Origin of the sequence: Vibrio sp. BS-M-Sm-2 (genome assembly GCF_041504345.1) — a bacterium.
GTDB lineage: Bacteria > Pseudomonadota > Gammaproteobacteria > Enterobacterales > Vibrionaceae > Vibrio > Vibrio satsumensis.
This window is the reverse complement of sequence record NZ_CP167895.1, coordinates 793651-815344: the sequence shown is the minus strand read 5'-3', so window position 1 is coordinate 815344 and position 21694 is coordinate 793651. Positions and strand designations below refer to the sequence as shown.

Below are 21694 nucleotides of genomic sequence, written 5' to 3'. Positions count from 1 at the left end.
CAATAGAGATTTGTAATGGCTCGAATAACTCAAGTACAGAAACTAGAAAACCAAAAACACTACGATGAAATCGTACTAAACCTTTTTCTGGCTGAAGGACATGAAGCACTAACTTATGCAAGGATTGCTCAAGAAATTGGCATTAGTTTAACGACGCTTCAGGGTTACTACCCATCGACCCGTGCTATCCGCTCCGTGTTACATCAACACATGCTATCGATCGTAATCGAGAGCCTAAGCTTCTCGTCAGAAGCAGCGTTTGTTCAATCTTGGCAAGATGCACTAGATGATGAACAGTTCCGTTACGTTATTAAACTCATGTTTTTCCACGCATCTCAGGTTAAGAGCCCTGAAGAATTCAATATCAGCTCAGATGGTGCTTTTCGAAATAAGATGCTTGAGAGCTTTGGTGCCGACTCGGTTCGTATTCTTGAAACTGTCGTCGGACGCTCAATGTTCCATCTTACGAACTTCAAGCAGCATTAAGCTAAACGAACATTTATATTCAATACAAAAAGGGAGCCAGAAGGCTCCCTTTTTTATACTTTCTACTGCGCGAATTATGTTACGAATTCAGCTTATAGAAGACAGTCGATAGCGGCGGTAGACGCAACTCAATTGATGTATCCAGACCTTCGCTTTCTACTGATTCGATCTCCGCAGTCTGCTTCACTTCAAAACCACTACCGGCGTAGTCACTCGAGTCTGTATTCAACAATAGTGAGTACTCACCTTGTACTGGCACACCTAAACGGAAGTGCTCGTGAGGAACTGGCGTAAAGTTAGATACTACCAATACACGCTCACCAGATTCACTGATACGTTCGTGCGCTAGGATACTCGCTTCTGCTGAATCTTGAAGACGCCATTCAAAGCCTTTCGGGTCAAAATCAAGATCGTGCATTGCTGCTTCTGAACGGTAAAGATTATTCAGATCTTTTGTTAAGCGCTGAACACCTTGATGACGCTCATAATCCAACAAGAACCATTGCAGTTGGTCGTCATGGTTCCATTCAGCCGTTTGACCAAATTCAGCCCCCATGAAGTTCAACTTCTTGCCTGGCTGTGCATACATGTAACCCATATAAGCGCGTAGGTTCGCTGTTTGCTGCCACTCATCACCCGGCATCTTGTTATGGATAGAACCTTTACCGTAAACCACCTCATCGTGAGACAGAGACAATACGTAGTTCTCACTGTGTGCATAAACCAGCGGGAAGGTAATCGTATCGTGGTGATATTTACGGTTGATTGGGTCTTCTTGAATGTAAGACAAGCTATCGTGCATCCAACCCATGTTCCACTTAAAGCCGAAGCCTAAGCCGCCCATAAAAGTTGGTGCTGAAACACCAGGGAAAGCCGTCGATTCTTCCGCAATGGTCATCGCATTCGGGAAGTGCTTGTACACTTCTTCGTTCATCCACTTAAGGGTAGCGATAGCATCGTAGTTTTCGTTGCCACCATCCACGTTCGGAATCCACTGATCATGGCTACGTGAATAATCGAGGTAGAGCATCGAAGCTACCGCATCAACACGGATACCATCAATATGGAATTGCTCAAACCAGTACAACGCATTTGCCACCAAGAAACGACGCACATGTTCACGACCTAAATCATAAATATACGAGTTCCAGTCTTGATGCCAACCACGACGTGGGTCTGGATCGTGGAACAACGGCGTACCATCAAAATTAGCTAAACCGTGATCGTCACTTGGGAAGTGAGCTGGAACCCAGTCAAGCACAACGCCAAGGCCCGCTTGGTGACATTGATCGACGAAGTATTTGAAATCATCTGGAGAACCAAAACGGCTAGTCGGTGCAAATAGACCAACAGGCTGATAGCCCCAAGAACCGTAGAATGGGTGCTCTGAAACTGGCATTAGCTCAACGTGCGTGTAGCCAAGGTCTGTTAAGTATGGGATCAGCTCTGCCGCAAGCTCGCGATAATTTAAGAACTCACCTTCAGCGTTACGCTTCCAAGAACCCGCGTGCAGTTCATAGAACGAAAGCGCTTCTTTACGCTTTTGCGTTACAGGGCGATTCTGCCATTGAGTATCTTGCCACTCGTAACGAGCGTGATCGTAAGTCACAGATGAGAACGAAGGGTATTGCTCAGAGTAGAAACCCCATGGGTCAGCTTTGTGCGGTAAGCCTTCGCCATTTGGTCCTTTTAATTCAAACTTGTATTGAGCGCCCTCTTCCAGTTCAGGAATGAATAGGCCCCACATACCGTAATCTAGACGTTGCATTGGGTGGCGGCGACCATCCCAAGCGTTGAAGTTACCTACCAAGCTTGCCGCAGTTGCGTGCGGTGCATACACCAAGAAACGAGTACCTGAAATCGTCTGTCCATCACGCTCTAGCGTAATAAACTGAGCCCCCATGTGATGGTACATATCTTTCGGTGTGTGAAGATCTTCATAACTCGCGTACAAATCATGGTACTGATATGGATCATCAATGATCTGCTCTACTCCAGCCCAATCAACCGCAAGCTTATAGTGAGTAAAACGTAAGTCTCTCTCTTGCTTAAGAATGAAACCACTTTCACCCTCTCGCGCTAACTCAATACGAGGTTCCTTTCCAACAATCAACTCGACTTTATCTGCTCCAGGAATCCATACACGTAATGCACCTTGATCAGAAGGTAGGTATGGACCTAAAAACGCAAATGGGTCTGTGAAGCAAGCCTGTGATAGTTGGGTATATATTTGTTTTTGCTTTGAAATCGAACTTAGTTCCAAAACGTTTCTCCCTAACCAAACATCCAAAAAACATAATACAAAAATGCCCGCTATTAGTGCGGGCAATATAACGACGGTTTATTCTACCAGATGAGCATTCATTATTGAGTGACCGAGGTTGTAGTTTCGTACGGCGTAAGCAAAAAACCACCTAATTTCAAGTCACTCAACGTCATTACTTACCTGCTTTTTCTCGAACGTCAGTCAGCTTAGAAGCGATACGATTAACGCCTTCGTGAGCAAAGATTTCGTCCAAGTTCATTGATAGTTTACGACGCCAGTTAGGGTACTCATCGACCGTGCCAGGAATGTTTACCGGCTTATCCATCTCTAACCAATCTTCCAGCTGAACACTCAGTAGTGTTGAACCACCAGCTGCTACGTGCAGTTGAAGAGCTTCAGCAAGGTAAGAATCCATCGGCACTTGGCTCGCATCGCGACCAACACCTTCAGGTAGGAAACCATGCCATGCCACTGAGTCTAAGATACCTTGTTTGCACTCAAGACGGTCATCGAACAGAGTTTCTAGCTGTGCTGCGTCTGGGTATAAACCAATCTCTTGACCCATCTTCAAGTCATCACAGTGCCAGAAGCCACGCAATGTGGGCATATCGTGTGTACACAGTGCCGCCATTGATTGTGATGCATAGTGTTTCGGTGAGATGAAACCACCGTCTTCTTCTGATGTTTCAAAGAAGAACACTTTGTAAGAGTGCACGCCAGCATCTGCTAGGATGTCTACGATCTCATCCGGCACCGTACCTAAATCTTCACCGATAACGCTACATTGGTAACGGTGAGATTCGAGCGCAAGAATCGACAGCATATCTTGCACTGGGTAGTAGATGTAAGCGCCTTTGGTTGCGTTTTCACCCTTTGGAATCCACCACAAACGCAGTAGACCTAAAACGTGGTCAATACGCAGTGCACCACAGTGCTTCATGTTCGCACGAAGTAGCTTGATATAAGCGTCGTAGCTTGTTTCTTGAAGCACTTCTGGATTTAGAGGAGGTAGACCCCAGTTCTGACCCAAAGGACCAAGAATATCAGGTGGAGCACCAATGCTCGCATCCATCACTAAGTTGCCTTCGTCAGCCCAAGTTTCGCTGCCTGAATCTGCAACACCTACCGCTAAGTCACGGTACAGACCAACTGCCATGCCCTTCTCTTCTGCAAGAGACTGTGCATCGTTGATCTGGCAATCTGCTAGCCATTGCAGGTACATGTACAGATGAACGCTTTCTAGGTTCTCTTTGATGTACTTCTGTGTCGCTGGGCTGTCGAATGTACGGTACTTCTCAGGGAATACCGGCCATCCCCACATGCCAGAATCTTCAGCGTGTAGTTCACCATGTAGAGCATCAAACGCGGCTTGATGCATCAGGCTGTCGCCACCCTCTTCTACGAAGGCTAAGAACGCTTGTGCACGGTCGCTGTTCTTGTCTAGATGACGAGTCTTAAATTCTGCGAATAACAGAGGCAAGATGCTCATCTTAAGTTCAGACACTTCGGTGTAGTTTACCCAGTGTGCTTCACGCGCTTTTTGTAGACGTTGTTGGAACTCTGCGCTGCCTACCGTTTGTTGTGCTTCTGCACTTAGTGCGAATTCAGGTACTGAACTCACATCAATGTATAGGATGTTCAACCAGCGACGAGAAGACGGGCTGTATGGGCTCGCGCCTTCAGGGTTCGCAGGAAACAATGAGTGGATTGGGTTTAGACCAACGAAATCCCCACCGCGAGAAGCGATATCAGCAACAAGCTGTTTTAGGTCACCGAAATCACCAATACCCCAGTTGTGCTGAGTTCTTAGTGTGTAAAGTTGAACACTTGGTCCCCACAGCTTTTTGCCTTGCTCGATTGGTGACTGCTTGAAACACGCTTTTGGCGTAATAATCAGTGTCATCTCGTAAGGCTTCTTACGGCGCTTACGGCTCACAATTAGCTTGTGATAACCCCATGCCAAATCACTTGGCAATGCAAACACTAAAGGGCCACCCTCGGCACGCTCGTCACGAACGACTTGAGATTGAAGATAGCCTTCAAGTACCTCTCCTTGCTCGGTTTCTAAGCGCCAGCTGAACTCACTTTCACGAGCACTCACACCTAGATTAAGCGCCACTTCTACTGGCTCACCGTCACGCAAGACAAGAACTGGGTCTAGTACATCTTTTTTGTGTTTTCTTTCTGCTGACTTAAGCAGTGCATCATCGCTGCTTGTATCGTAGCCCAACGAAGCCAATAGAGACGTAATCGTCTCGTCTGATACTTGTGCTTCATCGCCCCACGCACTAACGTAACTGTCGGCAATGTTTGCCATTTCTGCGACTTGTTTTAATACGGTCTGTTCTTTCATCGCTCTCTCCGAAAACGTTCTGACGCTTTCTATTTTGTAGGGTTGTTATCTAATTTGTTACTAATCAATTAGCTTGTGACAATCAGTTTGTAAGCATTGCTACCGGATAAGCCATCTGTTTGCTCACAAGCTAATTGAGCCAAGGCAGAAACTGCCTTGGCTACTTTTGGAACTATTAACGGTTAACCGCTTCAAGTTTCCAGATGTTGTTCACGTAGTCGCGGATAGAGCGGTCTGATGTGAACTTACCAACCAATGCTGTGTTAAGAATCGCTTTCTTAGCCCAACCTGCTTGGTCTTTGTATTGCGTGCCCATGTCTTCGTGCGCTTTCACGTAAGATGCGAAGTCAGCAAGACATAGGTATGGGTCACCACCGTCTAGCAGGCTATCAAACGTTGCACGTAGAAGACCTGGTTGACCTGGAGTGAACTCATCGCCAGTCAATAGATCTAGAGATGCTTTCAGTAGTGGATCTGCATTGTAGTAGTCGTATGGGTTGTAGCCCTGAGCTTTCAGTGCTTGAACGCCATCAACGTCTAGGCCGAAGATGTAGATGTTCTCATCGCCAACTTCTTCACGAATCTCAACGTTCGCGCCATCCATCGTACCGATAGTTAGAGCGCCGTTTAGAGCCATCTTCATGTTGCCCGTACCTGATGCTTCTTTACCAGCCAGTGAGATTTGCTGAGAAACGTCTGCTGCAGGGATGATGATTTCAGCCATGCTTACACGGTAGTCAGGGATGAATACCACTTTAAGCTTGTTGCCGATGCGAGGATCGTTGTTGATCTTCTCTGCAATCTTGTTAACTGCGAAGATGATCTCTTTCGCTAGGTGGTAACCCGGTGCTGCTTTCGCTGCGAAGAAACATACGCGAGGCTCACACTCGAAACCAGGTTCGTTAAGAATACGGTGGTACAGAGATAGAATGTGTAGCAAATCTAGGTGCTGACGCTTGTATTCGTGAAGACGCTTGATTTGAACGTCGAAAATAGCGTTAGTATCTAGCTCGATACCCATGTTCTCTTGAACCCAATCAGCAAGACGCTGTTTGTTTTCTTTCTTAACAGCCATGAATTCTTTTTGGAATTTCGCGTCTGTTGCAAACTTAGCGATGCCTTCTAGCTGCTCAAGTTTTGCAGGCCACTCAGTACCGATCTTGCCAGTAATTAGTGTAGATAGACCTGGGTTACAGAACTTCAACCAACGACGTGGCGTGATGCCGTTTGTTACGTTAGTCAGTTTACCTGGGAAGATTTCGTTGAACTCTGGGAACAAGTCTTTCTTAACCAGTTGAGAGTGAAGTGCAGCTACGCCGTTTACTTTGTAAGAACCAATCACACATAGGTTTGCCATGCGAACCATGCGGTGGAAACCCTCTTGGATGATAGAAAGCTTCGCTTGCTTCTCACCGTCACCAGGCCACATCTTGCGAACTTCTTGCATGAAGCGGTGGTTGATTTCAAAGATGATTTCCATGTGACGTGGAAGAAGACGATTGATCAAAGATTCAGACCAAGTTTCTAGCGCTTCTGGAAGTAATGTGTGGTTCGTGTAAGCGAACGTGTGAGCACTGATTTCCCATGCTTGATCCCAAGATAGACCTTTCTCGTCAATCAGGATGCGCATTAGCTCAGGAATCGCAATCGTTGGGTGCGTATCGTTAAGCTGAATCGTTTCTTGCTTAGGCAGATCTTCTAGAGCAAAACCTGCTGCTTCGTGGCGACGTAGAATATCGCGAACCGATGCTGCTGAGTGGAAGTACTGCTGCATTAGACGCAGTGTTTTACCTTTCTCGTGGTTGTCATTCGGGTAAAGAACCTTAGTAATGTTACCTGCATCGATTAGCGAGTGTTGCGCTTCGAAGTAATCACCGTTATTGAAGCTTGCTAGTGAGAATGGTGCGATTGCCTGACATTCCCAAAGACGCAGCGGGTAAACCGTGCTTGACTCGTAACCTACGATTGGTAGATCCCAAGGCATTGCTTTTACTTCCATACCTGGAACCCAAGTACGTACTTCTTTACCGTCGATGAATTCAACTTCTACATGACCGTAAAAACCAATGTGTTGTGCTAGTTCTGGACGAGCTACTTCCCATGGGTAACCTTCAACACCACGCCATGCGTCAGGTGCTTCTTGCTGGCGACCGTCTTGGAAAGACTGTTTGAATAGACCGTATTCGTAGTGAAGACCGTAGCCTACTGTTGGGTATTCTTGAGCGGCACAAGAATCCATGAAACAAGCAGCAAGACGACCAAGACCACCATTACCTAGTGATGGGTCGCGTTCTTCTTCTAGAAGGTCAGTTAGGTTTTGACCTAGCTCTTCCATTGCATGCGTGATCTGTTCGTATAGACCCATGCTGATCAGGTTGTTACCTGTTAGACGGCCAATCAAAAACTCTAATGAAAGGTAGTTAACGCTTTTCGCGTTCTTAATTTTTTCATCGTTTTCAGTTTCTAGCAGGTCGAATGTTGTGAGTTCTGCTAATGCGCGACCCATTGCTAGGTACCATGCGCGGCTATCCGCGTTTTCAATCGTTGTTGCGTAGGTTGCAGATAAATGCTTCTTAACGCTTTCTTGGAACGACACTTTATCGAAAGTTTTTTGCTGAGTTGGTTTCATTTCAGAAATCTCGCTTTAATAGTTCTAATTCATCTGTGACATATCGTGCATGGTCACCATAAACTAAACATCCTCCCGCTAACGCGACTAACTAGGAGTAGATGGGAGGGCGTAGGGGGCGTACCGACTTAGGGTTAGTGATCTGACTCTCATGTTCTGACTTCGAACAAAAACTTGAAGTGACTAAGATCACAAGCTCCCGTTCGATAACTTAACTTCAATTAATGTGACTTTTATTTAACCAGATTAAAGTCATTGTCAAATCTGAGTTTCAGATCACGAAAATAATTTCCAGCTCTCATCTTTTGCATAGATCCCCGTGTAGGGAGGAACGAAGTCACATTCACAAACCAACCCACAACGTGAGCAAAGTCTCAAATAAAGGGCGTAGACACCCAAAAACATGCAGGAGCGCAAGGTTTCTGAGGAGGATCATAGTCGGTAACGTTTTGCTTCACGTAATATGAGTAAAGACTTAAGTAATTAGGCTAATGTCATTGGAATGCACTCAACAATAGATTGGGATATTCCAGAACATAGCCACGGAATAGGTGTAAAACTTCGATATGTGGATCCCTTCGAAACTGACTCGTCCCGGCCGCTTACATAATGCAATCCTACGACCTAGGGTTCTCGATCTGCTTCACAATGCAGATTGCTATAAGCTTGTGTTGTTCCGCTCTCCAGCGGGCTACGGTAAAACCACCATGGCTGCACAATGGCTGGTAGATAAACCCAATGTGGGTTGGTACAGCATTGATGATAGTGACAACGATGCCTTCCGCTTTATCAACTACCTACTTCAATCACTTAATAAAGCGACTCAAAATGCCTGTCCGAATGCCCAAAAACTGGCAGAAAAACGACAGTTTTCATCGCTGCATTCTTTATTGAGTGAAGTGTTCGCCGAGATGTCGGAATTCCATCACGAATGTTTTCTGGTGTTGGATGACTATCACTTGGTCAACAATGACGACATCCACGAAGCCATGCGCTTCTTCCTCAAACACATGCCCGACAACCTAACGTTGGTTGCTACCAGTCGAGGTACCCCACCACTTGGTACAGCAAACCTGCGCGTTCGTGACTTAATGATCGAATTAGGTAATGACTCGTTGGCGTTTGATACCGAAGAAACCACACGCTTTTTCAACCAACGCGTAGCTGACGGCATTGATGACACCACTGCAGACAGTATTTGTAGTTATGTAGAGGGTTGGCCTTCTGCACTGCAACTTATCGCGCTACAGGCACAACACCAAAAACGCACCCTGGCACAGTCCGCAGAGTCTTTCTCTCACTTTAACCACGCCCATCTTTGGGACTATTTGGTTGAAGAAGTATTCGACCTGCTAGACAAAGAAACCCGACAGTTCTTGATGCAATGTTCTGTGCTTGATCACTTCAACGATGAGCTTGTGTGTGCACTTACACAGCGTGAAGATGCGTTAGGTATGATCGAGTCACTCAACCGTTTTGGTTTGTTCATCTACCCGCTTGAAGGTGAAAAGAACTGGTATCGCTTCCATAACTTGTTTGGTGAATTCCTCGCACATGAGCGTCAAGCTCGAATTCCTCAACAGGAAGCTGAACTGCATCGAAGTGCTGCAAAAGCGTGGATCAAGCAAAACACTCCACACCAAGCTCTGCGTCACGCACAGCGCGCTGAAGATCCAGAACTGATCATTCAAATCCTGACTGAGCACGGTTGGCCGATGTTCAACCAAGGTGAGCTTTCATCTTTAGAGATGGCGATCAAGCAACTGACTACTGATCAACTCTACAGCGAGCCAAAGCTTTCAATGCTGCGCGCATGGTTGGCACAAAGTCAGCACCGCTATGACCAAGTGGGTACTTTGTTGGAAGAGGCTGAGACTCAATATCAAGCTCGAAACATTGAACTCGATACTCAACAGCAAGGCCAATACAACGCCTTACGTGCACAAGTTGCCATTAACAGCAATGAGCCTGAAAAAGCATTGGAATTGGCTGAGCTTTCGTTGAGCCAACTGAACACCACCGTTTATCGTAGCCGCATTGTCGCAACCTCAGTTGTGGGCGAAGTGAATCACGTAATGGGTAACCTAAGCCGTGCGCTACCGATGATGCAACAAACCGAAAAACTGGCACGTCAGTATCAGGTTTACCATCAGGCTCTATGGGCGATTCTGCAACAAAGCGAAATCTTGATTGCTCAAGGTTATGTTCAAGCGGCATTTGAACTGCAAGACAGTGCATTCAAATTGATTGAAGAACATCAGCTTCAATACGTACCTCTGCACGAATTCTTATTGCGTGTCCGCGCTCAGATCTTCTGGTGTTGGAACCGATTGGATGAAGCGGAAGAGTGCTGCTACAAAGGCTTAGATATCCTTGGCCACCACTCTCCGAGTAAACATCTGCACAGCTATTCTATGCTGGCTCGTATTTCACTAAGTCGCGGCGAGATTGATAAAGCGTCGAAATTTATTGACCAAATCCAACACCTTCTGCGTCAATCGACTTACCACGTAGATTGGACAGCGAATGCGTCACTTTCTCTGATCTTATTCTGGCAAGTGAAAGGCGATAAAGACGCAATCCGCGACTGGTTGAGCGTTGCTGTTCGACCTGAATCGGCAAGCAACCACTTCTGCCAGCTTCAATGGAGAAACATCGTTCGTGCTCACATCATCCTTGAGCAATACGAAGAGGCCGAAGAAGCGCTGACTTTCCTTAAGAGTGAAGCCCAGCGTTCGCACCTGATTACAGACACCAACCGCAACTTGATCGTTGAAGCCGTGTTACGTACACAAATTAACGATGAAGACAGCGCACGTGTACTGCTTGAAGAAGCGCTTCATATGACTAACCAAACCGGTATGGTCGGTAACTTCTTAGTAGACGGTGGGACTATCGGGCATATCTTGGATAAGTTGAGCAACAAGCCTGGCTTAGGTGACTTAGAACGTCACCGCGCACAACAAATCATGAAGGATATCTCCACCACCCAGCGCAGTCGCTCGGTTCACTTCGATGAAGACTTTGTTGAGAACTTGGTTAATCACCCGAATATTCCTGAGCTTGTGCGCACTAGCCCACTCACCCAGCGTGAATGGCAAGTACTTGGTCTGATCTATTCAGGGTTCAGTAATGAGCAGATCGCTCAAGAACTCGATGTAGCAGGTACCACGATCAAGACTCACATCCGTAACCTTTACCAAAAGCTCAACATTGCTAACCGTAAAGAAGCGATCAGCACAGCGGAGAACTTGCTGCAGTTGATGGGGTACTAAAACAGGTTCACGATTCGAGATTGATTCGAGATTGATTCGAGATTGATTCGAGATTGATTCGAGATTGATTCGAGATTGATTCGAGATTGATTCGAGAAAGCATAAGCTAGTCACCGATGGTGGCTGGCTTTTTTTTCGCTTGGAAAATGAGGGATAACCGATAAAAACTAGAGATAACCAAACGACAGGCAAAAAAATAGCCAACCGCAATAATCGCGATTGGCTCTATATATTTGTGAACAATCATAAGTTCACTAACAACGTCAGTTGGCTAGGTGACCCTCGGCTTAAGAAGGGTCAATGTACATAATGCAGTTAGCGTGCCAACTTTTATTCGACGTTTTATAAGCCCTGCATCGCATAAAAACCATGAATTTGTCATGCGAATTGCAAAGTGCATTTGCATAATGCAACCAAGATGCAATATCGATAAGAGATCAGTTTCATCTCTACTGTTAATGACAAATTACTAAGTGGTTGTATTTTAAATGTTAGGCAAATGTTCACTTCAACTTATTGCCTTACAGTTAAGAGAGTAATAAAAGCCCTTCCCCAATGGCATATTCATACTTTTTTTACACTAAAGTTTGTATACTGCACAAAATCACCCTCAACTCTATGAAGCAATGAACTACTTAAGTACTTTTTTCAAAGGCATGGCGATGGGCGCAGCAGACGTTGTTCCTGGCGTGTCGGGCGGAACCATCGCATTCATCACTGGTATCTACGATACGCTGCTAGAAAGCATTCGAAGAATTAACCCTAGCGTACTTGGCTTATGGAAACGTGAAGGCTTCAAAGCCGCGTTTAATCACATCAATGGTTTCTTCCTAATTTCACTGTTCGCAGGCGTATTCACGAGCATTGCGACATTTGCAAAACTGATTTCTTGGTTGTTGGTCACCCACCCCGTTCCACTGTGGTCTTTCTTCTTTGGCCTGATATTGGTGTCGGTTTTCCATATTCTTAAGCAAGTAGAAAAGCGCGATATGATTCGATTCGTGTTTTTACTGCTTGGCGTTGCTTTCGCTTACAGCATTACCGTGCTTAAGCCGCTGCAAATGGAACCAACCAGCATCAATGTTCTGATTGCAGGTGCGATTGCGATCTGCGCGATGATTTTACCGGGTATTTCAGGCAGCTTTATCCTGCTTCTAATTGGCATGTATGGCCCAGTACTTGGCGCCGTTAAATCGTTTCAAATCGATGTGCTTGCCCTATTCCTTGGCGGCTGTGTGATTGGTCTACTGACTTTCTCACATGTACTGTCTTGGCTATTGCGTTCATTCCGCGACTTCACGCTTGTGTTCTTAACCGGTTTGATGATCGGTACGCTACCTAAGATTTGGCCGTGGAAAGAGACCATCAGCTGGCGCACAAACTCAAAAGGTGAACAAGTTCCTCTGATTCAAGAAAACCTATCACCGTTTGATTTTGAAGCCGTAACCTCTCAGCCTTCTCAGCTGGTCATGGCGATTGTGATGATGTTTGTTGCGATTGCCTTGGTTCTAGGACTAGAGAAATTTGCAGAGCGCAACGCTGACTAATCATTCAGCCAACTTCTGGAAAGCGTTTAAAACAGATAATGCTTAAAAATACTAAGCTCACCTCTCGATTAAACAAACAAAAGCGAAGCCAATAGCTTCGCTTTTTTAGTTCTACCATACGCACAAAATTGCTTTTTGATACAAGCACGTATTGAGGGGTATGATAACATCGCCGCTCTTATAAAATTAGATGAGAACACGACATGCACTCTGCATTAAAGGTTGCTGCTGTTGGGATCGCTCTCGTGGCAGGCTTTTATGGGCCGCAAGCAATTCAGCAATTTAAATCAGCGATGGAGCAAGCCTCTGCTGACGTTAACTTAGATGATTACTGCATGCTTTCAACCACATCGTGTGAGCAAAATGCGGTTGCGATGACACTCGATAGTGAAACGGCTCAGCCACTCGTTCCAAGCAAAATCAAAGTCGTTTGGGAAGGCGCAGCTTCTGACACATTAATGCTGTCGCTTATTGGCTTAGAAATGGAAATGGGATCTGCTCGTTTTCAATTAAAGAGCATTGGCAATAATACCTATGAAGGTGATGTGATTTTACCTGTATGCACCATGGATAAAATGACTTGGCTTGGCGAACTCACTGATGGTGTCGATACTGTAAACCCTGCAATAAGGATGGCAAGATGAGTAGAAATTGGTCGTTAGCATTGGTTGTTGCTTTTGTACTTGGCTTTGGTATCAAAAGTTATCTTGATGGGCAAAACGAAACTCAAGAAAAACACGCTGCAAAACAAGAGTTCTCCGCAACGACTCTTTTCGGTAAAGATAACCAGCCAACGGAAATCTTTGACCAAACCGATGACAGAATCCGTATCGTTTACTTCGGTTTCACACGCTGCCCAGATGTCTGCCCTACCTCACTAGCAATGTTAGCTGGCGCACTTAACCAAGTCTCTGACGAAGCAAAAGCCAAGATTCGCCCGATGTTTGTCTCGCTTGACCCTGAGCGTGACGCCGCAGAAGCTTCTTACGAATACGCACAATACTTCCACCCAATGATGGAAGGGTTAAGTGGCCCGTTAGATGTGACAACAACGCTTGCACATAACTACGGTGTTATTTTCAGAAAGACCAAGCTTGAAGGTTCAGAGTTGGAATATACCCTTGACCACAGCTCATATTTTTATTTTTTAAAGCCCGACGGTACCTTGATTACTAAAGTACCGCACACGTTAACACCAGCACCAATTGTTGACGCTATCAACAAGCTGACGCAGTAAAACGTAACAACAAAGAACTTAACGAATAAAGTTCAAACCTAAAGTCAGGTCCCAGACCAAAACATAAAAATAAGGACAACAACATGAAGTTAAAAGCACTTGCTCTAGCAGGCTTATTGCTCACTCCCTTTGCTCACGCGAATAGCGACATTATGGTTCACGACGCGTACGCACGTGCAACACCGCCTTCAGCAGTGAACAGCGCGGTATTCACGACTCTGATGAACCACAGTGACAAAGATCGCGCTATTGTTTCTGCGACTACACCCGCAGCAGGCAAAGTAGAGCTTCATGATGTTATCGTTGATGGCGACGTAATGAAGATGCGCCAAGTTCATGAGATCACAATTCCTGCGAATGGTGAAGCGGTACTTAAACCTGGCAGCCTGCACATTATGTTGTTCGACCTAAAAGATGGTCTAAAAGAAGGTGAGCAGATCGAGATGACTCTGACTTTCGCTAACGGTGAAACGCAAACCTTTGAAGCGCCAGTTAAGAAAGTAATGAGCGGCATGAAAAAGATGAATCACGATCATCACTAATCGGATTCACAATCAATGAAATAAATTAAGCCACGATGACTTCTCGCCATCGTGGCTTTTTGCTAAACTGAGCGCGCTTTTTATTCAAAGCCTGACCACATTAATAACCAAGGAGAATAGAAGATGATTGTAATGAACACACTAAAACTGGCAGTAAAAGTAACGCGTTAATTTGTTTGGTTAATCAAACTTAAACACCGAGCTACCAACTTATCGTCATCCATTGACGACCGCACACTTTTACCCGGTTTACACTTGCTCGCACATGATCAAGGCATGCACATGACGCATGAATCAATCCGGGGTCCTATCTATTTGAATTCGACCCAAACTCTAAAGCATTTTTGACGTTTCGACGCTTTTAAATTCATACCATCAAAGCTCGCACGTCTGGGTAAATAGACATGAATTCACAAAACGCATTTTCTCATCCAATGTCACTTCAACAACTTGGATGGCAACCTGTATTCCAACAACAACTGACACTCGAAGACTATGACCATTCCGCCATTGCTCGTATCGTCGCACATCACCGTAGTGGCTATACATTAGCATCAGAGCAAGGTGAAATTGTTCTACCCATCCACCAAAACCAACCGGCAATGACCGTTGGCGACTGGGTGATTTTGAACTCTGATCTGCAATTCGACCGCTTACTAGACCGTCAATCGCTCTTCCGCCGTAAAGCTGCTGGCAGTCGCGTAGCTGAACAATATATTTCAGCCAATATCGACACCGTTTTTATCGTGGTTTCGTTAAATAACGACTTTAATCTAAGCCGTATCGAACGCTACCTAGCGCTCGCCAATGAAGCACAGGTTGAAGCGGTTATCGTACTCACCAAGAAAGACTTATGTGACGACTACCAAGACAAAGTACAACAAGTGCAAAGCTTAGATTCTATACTGATGATCGAAGCGGTAAACAGCCTAGACCAAGAATCAACTCAAGTATTGTCACCTTGGTGTAAAACGGGCAAAACTGTTGCTTTGATGGGTTCGTCTGGCGTCGGAAAATCTACGCTCGTCAATTCATTGCTCGGTGAAACTCAGCAAGCGACCGGTGGTATTCGTGAAGACGACAGTAAAGGCCGTCATACAACTACATCACGCTCGCTCCACTTGCTAACATCAGGTGGTTTACTGCTCGATACTCCAGGAATGCGAGAGCTACAACTTGCAGACTGCGCTGAAGGCGTGAGTGAAACCTTTTCTGATGTCGAAGAGTTAGCCATGCATTGCCGATTCTCTGATTGTCATCATGAATCAGAGCCAGGGTGCAAAATACGCAAAGCTATTGAGAGTGGTGAGTTGTCTGAACGACGATTTAATAACTATCAAAAGCTATTGCGAGAGCAAGCCAGAAATGGTGCCTCATTGGCAGAGCAACGTGCTAACAGTAAGCAGCTTTCGAAGATGTACAAAACCGTTCAATCAGAAAGTCGAAATCTTAAAAAAGCTTCTGACTAAACCTTTAAGTTAACGACTATAAGCTGTATTTGAGACAAGCTTAGCCCCATAGTGTTAAACACGTGGGGCTTTTTGTTTCAATTTGGTCTTAGTGTGACTATTTATGCACACAATGTTCTTACCAATATCCGTTTACATTTCCAAATTTACAGCATATTGAGTCTATCAAATGTCATCCTGCAGATTTATAGCTCAATCAAAATACATTTATTTAACATTTAGCTCTAAAAACACCACGTAGCGCAAACAATCACCCTAAAAGTAAACTATTCCTAGACACCCTCTTAGATCCCGCTAATATGACCGCCCATTCCACTAGTGTATAGTCGGATTTGGTACAACTTTATAAAAAGATACATCACTATAATAAATTAACAATTGCAGGTATTTTATGCAAAATCACAACATGCTCGCCCGCATCGCTCGTGGAAATCTCGTTCTACAGATCCTTGCTGGTATTGTTTTCGGTGTCGTTCTCGCCATGGTTTCTCCTTCAGCAGCTCAAGATGCAGGCCTACTAGGTAGTCTGTTTGTTGGTGCTCTGAAAGCTGTTGCCCCAATTTTAGTATTCATTCTTGTTGCAGCTTCTATCGCAAACCAAAAGAAAGGTCAGCATACCCACATGCGTCCAATCATTGTGCTTTACCTGATTGGTACGTTCTCAGCTGCACTGACTGCTGTAGTACTGAGCTTCATGTTCCCGACCACTTTGACACTGGTTGCTGGCGCTGAAGGTGCTAACCCACCTCAAGGTATTGCGGAAGTTCTTCATGCCCTATTATTCAAACTTGTAGATAATCCAGTTAGCGCGCTAATGAACGCGAACTACATCGGTATTCTTGCTTGGGCAATCGGCCTTGGTCTTGCACTGCACCACGCATCTGCAACAACCAAAGCAGTTTTCGAAGACCTTAGCCACAGTGTTTCACACATTGTTCGCTTCATTATTCGTCTTGCGCCATTCGGTATCTTCGGTCTTGTTTCGACAACATTCGCAACAACGGGCTTCGATGCACTTGCAAGCTACGGTCAACTTCTAGCGGTTCTACTAAGCTCAATGCTGATTATTGCTCTTGTGGTTAACCCACTGCTTGTCTTTGTAAAGACAAAACAGAATCCATACCCACTTGTACTGCAATGTATTCGTGAATCTGGTGTAACGGCATTCTTCACTCGTTCAAGTGCTGCAAACATCCCAGTGAACATGAACCTTTGTAAGAAACTAAACCTCGACGAAGATACTTACTCTGTATCTATCCCACTAGGTGCAACGATCAACATGGCGGGTGCTGCAATCACCATCACTGTGTTGACACTTGCAGCTGTACACACAATGGGTATTGAGATTGATATCTTCACGGCGATTCTACTAAGCCTTGTTGCTGCAGTATCGGCATGTGGCGCATCGGGTGTTGCTGGCGGTTCACTACTGCTTATCCCACTAGCATGTGGCCTATTCGGTATTTCTAACGATGTAGCGATGCAGGTTGTAGCGGTTGGTTTCATTATCGGTGTGATTCAAGATTCAGCTGAAACAGCACTTAACAGCTCAACTGACGTCGTGTTCACTGCGGCTGTATGTAAAGCTGAACAAAACAAAGCTAAATAAGCTCTTAGGTATTAGCTCTAAGCTCTAAGCTCTAAGCTCTAAGCTCTAAAAGCAAATAGCACATAAATAAAAAGGGAAGCATCAGCTTCCCTTTTTGTTGTCTTGAGTTTCTCGATTAGAGCTAAAACTATATGTCGACTAATCGCAAGTTGCTCCATAGATAATCGTACACAGCTAATGAGCACAACTTACTGGTTTCTGTTCCAGCTAGAGTCAACCGCAGACTGACTAAAGTCTAGAGAACCACTATTCTGACTAGCTTGTTTATCTGTTGGTACCTGCTCGGTATTCACCTGTTGGCTATAATCAACGTTAGTCTCTTGCTCACTAGGCGCTTGAGTCTCTATGCGGCTCGTATCTACATTCAACTCGTTACCTTCTTCATCGAGCACTTCTTTCACTTTCTTAGGAACAGGTACATTGCGTTTGTAGAGCTTATTGAGCGCTTTAATGATTGAGTGCTTAGTAATTGCTTCTTGTGTCAGCTTAGTCATTATCGGCTTAGTCAGAGCCTGCAAGCCCACGACGGCATCCACACCAAGCTCCCCGCCGACCTTATCCCTTAAATGCTTTGCTTCTGAGTAACCAAAATGAGCTGAGAGGAATAACCAGATATAAGCGATGGCATTACCGTGTTCGCCATGGTCGATCCATGCTTCGCCCGCTCTAAACATCGCTTCTGCACTGTTCTTTTCTGCAGCCGTCTCAAACCAGTAAACAGCCTCGCCATGGTTAGGCTCAACACCCACACCGTTCAAATAGCTCATACCCAGTTTGATCTTGCCGTCTAGGTTATTTTTTTCGGCGGCTTTTTGGTACCACTCAACAGAGCTCTCAGCAGAATAATCTGGATTTTCTTTATCTAGACACCAGTCACCGATAAACAACATCGCTTCGGTATTACCACCAGCCGCAGACTCTTCGATGAAGGTATAACCTTTGGGAATGTTTTTATCAGTTCCTCGGCCGAAAACGAGCGCTTTACCCATCTCGAATTTCGCCGATACATCATTGTCTAAAGCAGAGATTGCTAGCTGCCAAAAGTTGGCTTTCTCTCTTAAAATCAGGTCTTCTTTGCGCTTCATGCTTAGGCGTACAATGCCGTACATGCCATTGATATTATCGAGTTGCGCCGCTTTGTCGTACCAATACAGAGCTTCCTTAATATTGTTACGTTCAGCTTCTTTCGCCAAATACAGAATCGACGGTACATGCCCAGTTTCGGCTTTAAAGTGACGCTCTTTTTGCTCTTGTATGCGCGCTTTTTCAATCGCTTTTCGGTAAGCGACAGCACGAGCCTTACGTTCTTGTTCCAAGCGCTGCTTTCTTAGCGATAAAGAGATCAGCCACACCGCGACAAGTATTAACGAAAGAGCCGTCGCACCAATTGCGATTCCCATTGTACTCATAAAATATTTTAACCTAACTCGGCTGATATCAGCCTCGGTATCGAGGAGTTATCAACCTATAGTGAATGTTTCGAATTACAGGGAAACGCGCCGTTATTAAAACGTTCCGCCCTAAAATGAACTTAGTTCAGTATCTCAGGAATACATAGCGATAAAAAGCCTCCTAAGACCCATCCTTATGCACTCCATAAATGGTGTGATCTTGCTTCAATATCGATTACTGATGAAGACCACCTGTCATCAGAGAATCAGTGGTAAAAGTAATGATTCTCCATCCCTAATACCTTACATCTATGCTTAGGTAAGCTGCCCATAAATGTATGCTAGCTCAGCAACTGTTTTCGCAGAAAACTTCTTCATCAAACTCGCTCGGTGTACTTCCACAGTTCTCATGGCGATGCACAATTCATCAGCAATTTTCTGGTTACGCTTGCCGTCGATAATTTGTTTGAGGATGTCTATCTCACGCTCGGTTAACGATGCGTACGCTTGGCGATACACATTCATTTGTAAGTGCTTTTCAGAAGCGTCCAAACCTTGTTTGATTGCCTCGGCTAACTCATTACCTTTGACAGGCTTTTGAAAGAAGTTAACCGCGCCAGCTTGTAGGGCTTCAACCGCCATTGGCACATCACCATGGCCCGTCAGGTAAATCACCGACAGTGGGCTCTGCGCTTTCACCATAAACTCATGAACTTGCTGCCCTCTCATCTCTGGCATTCGGCTGTCTAATACCACACACCCCGGTGCACTCAAATCTACTGAGTCCAAAAAACTCGGGCCATCTTCAAAAGCTGACACGGTGAAATCATGCTCTTCTAATAGGAACACCAACGAGTCGCGCATCGACTCATCGTCATCAACCACATAAACAGGAAGCCTTTGATGAAGTTCAGACATAACAAGATTCCTTATGAATCACGTGAAAGAGAGAAAGGCAGTGTCACCGCAACATGACATCCATGTGGGGTAAGTGACGTGATCGTCATTTGCCCACTGTGATCTTCAATGACATCTTGGCAAATCGCGAGCCCTAACCCCAAGCCATTTTCTTTGCTGCTCACAAAAGCTTGAGTCACTTCTTGTTCAGTGAAATCTAAGCCCGTGCCGTTGTCGATAATCGACAACATCATTTTATCCGGTTGATACTCGGTAATCACTTTAATTGTCGATAGTTCGTTATTTTTGTTGCCAATATCAGACGTAGCGCTTTGTTCGCGATGCATCTGAGCATTACACGCATCAGTCGCATTGTTGATCAGGTTTACAACTACCTGTTGCAAGCCCACTGGGTCAACATTTAGCTTGATAGGTTTGCCCACCGCATAACGTTCAATGCTGATCTTGTGCTTCTGTAATCGGAATTGCAGTAACTCAATGGTGTCTGTTAGTAACTGCTCAATATCTGTCTGAGACTTCTCTGATGAACGTTTCTTTATCATGTTTCTTAAGCGCTGGATGATCGCATCAGCACGGTCCACTTGAGACTGGATCTTCTCAAATACAGGCTCTATGTCAGTCAGCGGTTTGTTCTTCGAAATCCGCAGTAAACCGCCTTCGCTATAATTCCGAATTGCTGCCAGAGGCTGATTGATCTCGTGTGCCAAGCTACTACCTAGTTCACCAACTACCGCGATACGTTGTGAGTGCTCTAGCTGTTCACTCTTACTCTTTAGCTTGTACAACGTCGCTTCTAGTTGTTTTTTGCTGCGACTGAATTTGTATTCCAACCAGAAGTGGTAAGCATTCAGCGATACGACAAGAATAAAGAACGCCCATGCCCACTGTTGATTGTACTTGAGCCAGATTAACGCTTCTTTCCACCAAGGTTGTTGCAGTGGATGCATGTCGAGTTGTTGGTATAGCTTATCGATCGACAGCAGGCTTGTCGGTGAAGTCCAACCCGATGCATTCGCTGCAATGGCTGGCGCACTGCTTTTTGGCACCGCAAATAACACCTGACTCATTTGTTTCGCCAGTGCCGAAGACGCTCGCTCTGTTTTGGCAAACGACCAGTTAGGGTACAACGGCGTAGACACCTGACATCGGAACCCTTCTGGTGCTTGATTGTCGATAACACGATATTGACTAGCCACCAGCAAACCTTCGCTGATCATGCTCTCGACCAAACACGCAGGCACCACCGCAGCTTCAATGTGCCCTTCACGCAGTTGATACAAGCTGGCATCAATAGGGAAACCTAAGAACTGAGTATTAGAGAAAAAGTGATTGGGGTTGAGCCCTTGTTGCATCACTTGGTAACGCATAGTGAGGTAACCACCAAAAGCATTTTCAGATACTGCCGCAATCGGCTTACCGCTCAATTGTTCTAGAGAGATATAAGGTGACATTCTTCTGACCACTAATGCAGACCCGATACTACGCGTGCTGCTCACACCTTGATCGTTGTAGTTGTGGCTAGTCATAGTCGCCATCCAAGAGAGGTCATACTGACGTCCTAAACGAACCGCCTGACCTGGATTAGTGATTACAAAATCGACCTCGACCTTCTTTACCGCTTCGGCCATCTCTTCCAAGTTAAAGGGCTTGAGAACAAAGTGTTTTCCCGGGATACGCTCAGACAACCAGTCCATCGTTGGTTGCCAGCGTTGTTGCGCTGCAAGTTTGCCCCTGATAGCTAAAACACCCACTTCAATCGTCTGTTCTGATTCAATCGTATTTATCGCTACCGAAACGGGCTCCGTTTGAGCAGCAACACAAATACCTGCACTCAAGCTCAGCCAGCACGTACTGATGAATGTGATGAGGTTGCGAGCGGTCATGGACATCTCTTTATTCAATCGGGTTACCTATTCAATGATTTCTCAACGCGTTGAAGCACTTTTAAATAAAGCATAACAGCTAGATAGCG

At 45.3% G+C, this 21694-nt stretch carries 14 protein-coding genes; 8 read left to right on the top strand and 6 right to left on the bottom strand.

Annotated features, from left to right (window positions below; all coding sequences use genetic code 11):
- The first annotated feature begins 15 nt into the window (after positions 1-15).
- Positions 16-486, top strand: coding sequence for a TetR/AcrR family transcriptional regulator (locus AB8613_RS19685; protein WP_372385710.1), 471 nt, complete (start codon positions 16-18; stop codon positions 484-486).
- A 79-nt stretch (positions 487-565) separates the two neighbouring features.
- On the opposite strand, the gene glgB is transcribed toward AB8613_RS19685, so the two are convergent.
- The 3 genes from glgB to AB8613_RS19670 all read right to left on the bottom strand — a co-directional run bounded on the left by glgB (position 566) and on the right by AB8613_RS19670 (position 7734).
- Positions 566-2749, bottom strand: coding sequence for a 1,4-alpha-glucan branching protein GlgB (glgB, locus tag AB8613_RS19680; protein ID WP_372385709.1), 2184 nt, complete (start codon positions 2747-2749; stop codon positions 566-568).
- A gap of 175 nt (positions 2750-2924) precedes the next feature.
- Complete coding sequence (malQ, locus tag AB8613_RS19675) at positions 2925-5105, bottom strand: 4-alpha-glucanotransferase (RefSeq protein WP_372385708.1); 2181 nt, start codon at positions 5103-5105, stop codon at positions 2925-2927.
- Between the two features lie 175 nt (positions 5106-5280).
- Positions 5281-7734 carry a glycogen/starch/alpha-glucan phosphorylase gene (locus AB8613_RS19670; RefSeq protein ID WP_371714277.1) on the bottom strand — a complete coding sequence of 818 codons (2454 nt, stop codon included), beginning with the start codon at positions 7732-7734 and terminating at the stop codon, positions 5281-5283.
- Positions 7735-8300: 566 nt separating this feature from the next.
- Here AB8613_RS19670 and malT point away from each other — a divergent pair.
- The 7 genes from malT (at position 8301) to sstT (ending at position 17413) form a co-directional block, all read left to right on the top strand.
- On the top strand, positions 8301-11009 hold the full coding sequence (gene malT, locus AB8613_RS19665; protein WP_285953840.1) for an HTH-type transcriptional regulator MalT: 2709 nt from the start codon (positions 8301-8303) through the stop codon (positions 11007-11009).
- Between the two features lie 626 nt (positions 11010-11635).
- Positions 11636-12556 carry a DUF368 domain-containing protein gene (locus AB8613_RS19660; RefSeq protein ID WP_146491013.1) on the top strand — a complete coding sequence of 307 codons (921 nt, stop codon included), beginning with the start codon at positions 11636-11638 and terminating at the stop codon, positions 12554-12556.
- Positions 12557-12759: 203 nt separating this feature from the next.
- On the top strand, positions 12760-13200 hold the full coding sequence (locus tag AB8613_RS19655; RefSeq protein WP_372385706.1) for a hypothetical protein: 441 nt from the start codon (positions 12760-12762) through the stop codon (positions 13198-13200).
- On the top strand, positions 13197-13793 hold the full coding sequence (locus AB8613_RS19650; protein WP_285953843.1) for an SCO family protein: 597 nt from the start codon (positions 13197-13199) through the stop codon (positions 13791-13793). The genes AB8613_RS19655 and AB8613_RS19650 overlap by 4 nt, the downstream gene beginning before the upstream one ends.
- Before the next feature lie 83 nt (positions 13794-13876).
- Positions 13877-14335, top strand: coding sequence for a copper chaperone PCu(A)C (locus tag AB8613_RS19645; RefSeq protein WP_146491016.1), 459 nt, complete (start codon positions 13877-13879; stop codon positions 14333-14335).
- Between the two features lie 404 nt (positions 14336-14739).
- A complete protein-coding gene (gene rsgA, locus AB8613_RS19640) occupies positions 14740-15804 on the top strand; it encodes a ribosome small subunit-dependent GTPase A (RefSeq protein ID WP_372385704.1) in 1065 nt (354 codons plus the stop codon).
- A gap of 391 nt (positions 15805-16195) precedes the next feature.
- Positions 16196-17413 carry a serine/threonine transporter SstT gene (sstT, locus tag AB8613_RS19635; protein ID WP_372385702.1) on the top strand — a complete coding sequence of 406 codons (1218 nt, stop codon included), beginning with the start codon at positions 16196-16198 and terminating at the stop codon, positions 17411-17413.
- 188 nt (positions 17414-17601) lie between these two features.
- Here the strand turns inward: sstT and AB8613_RS19630 are convergent, their stop codons facing one another.
- From AB8613_RS19630 to AB8613_RS19620, 3 genes are all read right to left on the bottom strand, one after another.
- Positions 17602-18813: a tetratricopeptide repeat protein gene (locus AB8613_RS19630; RefSeq protein ID WP_372385799.1), complete on the bottom strand. Its 1212-nt coding sequence runs from the start codon at positions 18811-18813 to the stop codon at positions 17602-17604.
- 306 nt (positions 18814-19119) lie between these two features.
- Positions 19120-19722, bottom strand: coding sequence for a response regulator transcription factor (locus AB8613_RS19625; protein WP_146491018.1), 603 nt, complete (start codon positions 19720-19722; stop codon positions 19120-19122).
- An 11-nt stretch (positions 19723-19733) separates the two neighbouring features.
- On the bottom strand, positions 19734-21605 hold the full coding sequence (locus tag AB8613_RS19620; protein WP_372385700.1) for a PhnD/SsuA/transferrin family substrate-binding protein: 1872 nt from the start codon (positions 21603-21605) through the stop codon (positions 19734-19736).
- Between the last annotated feature and the right edge of the window lie 89 nt (positions 21606-21694).